General features: G+C 70.9%; 3 protein-coding genes. All 3 read right to left on the reverse strand.

Annotated elements, in window-relative coordinates; genetic code table 11:
* Positions 1 to 1,027: GlgB N-terminal domain-containing protein (locus tag FGD71_RS35125; protein WP_240436919.1), on the reverse strand; the 1,027-nt coding region annotated here is incomplete at its 3' end.
* 136 nt (positions 1,028 to 1,163) lie between these two features.
* Complete coding sequence (locus FGD71_RS35130) at positions 1,164 to 2,561, reverse strand: maltokinase N-terminal cap-like domain-containing protein (protein WP_119104611.1); 1,398 nt, start codon at positions 2,559 to 2,561, stop codon at positions 1,164 to 1,166.
* Between the two features lie 28 nt (positions 2,562 to 2,589).
* A partial coding sequence (locus tag FGD71_RS35135) for an alpha-glucosidase C-terminal domain-containing protein (RefSeq protein ID WP_181359335.1) occupies positions 2,590 to 2,764 on the reverse strand: 175 nt, incomplete at its 5' end.

The following is a 2,764-nucleotide window of genomic DNA, read 5'->3' on the forward strand; positions in this document are numbered from 1 at the left end:
GACGGCCGTCGAACTCGGCCAGTGCCCACTCGTCGCGCGGGAAGTGGGCGGGCACCCAGTCCATGATCACGCCGATACCGGCCCGGTGGAGCGCGTCGACGAGGTACTTGAAGTCGTCGGGGGTGCCGAGGCGGGCGGTGGGCGCGTAGAAGCCGGTGATCTGATAGCCCCAGGAGCCGCCGAAGGGGTGTTCGGCGACCGGCATCAGCTCCACGTGCGTGAAGCCAAGGTCGGAGACATAGGCGGGGAGTTGGTCGGCGAGCTGGCGGTACGTCAGTCCAGGGCGCCAGGACGGCAGATGGACCTCGTACACCGAGAAGGGCGACAGGTGCACGGGGCGCCGCCCCCGCCCGGCCATCCATTCCTCGTCCCGCCACTTGTGATGCGACTGATGGACGACCGACGCGGTCGCGGGCGGCATCTCCGCGCTGCGGGCCATCGGGTCGGCACGCTGAGTCCTGGAGCCGTTGGGCCGGGTGATCTCGAACTTGTACAGGGCGCCCTCGCCGACCCCGGGGACGAACAGCTCCCACACGCCGCAGAACCCGAGTGACCGCATCGGGAACGCCGTGCCGTCCCAGTAGTTGAAGTCGCCGATGACCCGCACGCCCCGCGCGTTAGGCGCCCAGACCGTGAAGCGGGTGCCGGTCACGCCCTGGTGCACCATCGGTTCGGCGCCGAGTGCCTTCCACAGCTGCTCGTGGCGGCCCTCGCCGAACAGGTGCAGATCGAACTCGCCGAGCGAGGGCAGAAACCGGTAGGGGTCCTGCATCTCGTACTCGTCGTTCCCGTACGTGACCAGCAGGGTGTACTCGGGAATCACTTCAAGCGGCAGCACGGTCCCGAAGAGACCGTCCCCCAGGTCGTCCAGCTCCGCACGCTGCCCGTTCACCGACACGGCGACGGCTGTGGCGTACGGGCGCAGCGCCCGGAAGACCACACCATCCGGCACCGGGTGCGCCCCGAGCAGCGAGTGCGGGTCGTGATGGGCGCCGGCCAGCAGACGTGCCCGGTCCGCCGCGTCCATCGAGCCCGGCGGCGATATGCCGGGGGCGCCGCGTCCTGGCCTGGGCGCCCCGGACTTGGGCGCGACCTTGGGTGCGGGCGTTTCGGGCGCCGGCAGGGAAACGGAGATATTGCGCGCTGCCATGGCTTCAGACTCCTCAGGCGTTGTGGAACGAGGGGGCCGGCGGACCACTGCCGGAGGGGGTTCGGTCGGCTTCGGCGAGCCGGGCTATCGCCGCCAGCGGTACGGACAGCCAGTCGGGCCGGTGCCGGGCCTCGTACAGCACTTCGTAGACGGCTCTGTCGGTCTCGTAGGCGCACAGCAGGGCGGGCTCGTCCCGCGGATCCCACCCCGCCTCGGCGGCGTAACCGGCGCAGTAGGCATCCCGGCAGCGCCGGGCCCACGCCGGACGCCATGGGCGGCGGCTGCGGGCGGCGTAGTCGAAGGAGCGCAGCATGCCGGCGACATCGCGTACGGGGGACTGGCGGCGACGGCGTTCGGCGAGCGGGCGGGCCGGCTCCCCTTCGAAGTCGATGACGAACCACCGCATGTCGGCCCACAGGACCTGGCCGAGGTGGAGATCGCCGTGGATCCGCTGCGCGGGACGGGTCGCGTCGAGAACGGCGAACGCGTCGAATGCGGCCCGCAGCCCGGGCACGTACGGCATGACGGCGGGCACGCAAGCGCTGGTGGCGTCCAGGCGCTCGGTCATCGCTGCCGCAAGCTGCCTGTTCTGGCTCCGGCTCGGGGCATCGGGGGGGAAGGCGGCGGCCAGCGCGAGATGCACCTCGGCGGTCGCCCGCCCCAGTTCATACGCCTCCTCCGCGAAGTCCCGCCCGGAGGTGAGGGATTGAAGCGCCAGCGTCCACCCGTCCACGGCGTCGGGCAGGAACGGCTGGAGCACACCGAGCGTCGCCTCCTGCGGCTGCGATATTCGAAACCACGCCACGGGCGGCGGTACGCGGGTGCAGCCCTGCCGGACCAGAGCCCAGGGCACCTCCAGGTCCGGGTTGATGCCGGGCTGGACGCGGCGGAAGATCTTCAGGATGTACGTGTCCCCGTACACCAGCGAGGAGTTGGACTGCTCGGTGTCCAGGAGCCGCGGGGCGAGCCCGGCGGGTATCGTCACCTGCCCGTCGCGCTCGAAGCACAGCGGGCCCGTGGTCCCAGGATTGCGCAGCCGCTCCAGGAGGAGCCCCGTGGACCGGGGGTCCTGGAAGGCGTCGTACACCATCAGGCCGGCCAGCGGTCCCTCGCTCGCGCGGCCGATGTAGGCGTGGATGAGCCGGGGTGGCAGGACCTCCCGGGCCCCGAGCAGCAGTTGGTAGCAGTCACCGGACGAGAGCGTGCCGGTGCCGTGCTGAGCGTGAACCAGAAGATGCAGACAGCCCGGATGCAACTCGGTCGCCGACAGCAGCGTCAGCTCGGTGATGGGCCTGCCCTTGCCCGCGAACCAGCGCTGCCGTGGCAGCCATGCGCGCAGCAACCCGGCGACCGATGTCAGCAGGGAAGCGGAGCCGAGGCTGCCTGGATGAAGCGGCGCGGTCCTGGGCATGGCGGCGCATCCTTTCAGAGGCACACGTTCAAGATCGCCAGCTGGCACTGGTGGGTACTGCCCGTCGCAGCCGGAACCAGTAGAAGCCGTGGCCTGCGAGGGTCAGGAGGTAGGGGAGTCGGCCGATGGCGGGGAAGCGGACGCCGCCGATCAGTTCCACCGGGTGCCGTCCGTCGAAGGCCTGCAGGTCGAGTTCGGTGGGC

Source organism: Streptomyces sporangiiformans (assembly GCF_005768555.2).
Lineage (GTDB): Bacteria > Actinomycetota > Actinomycetes > Streptomycetales > Streptomycetaceae > Streptomyces > Streptomyces sporangiiformans.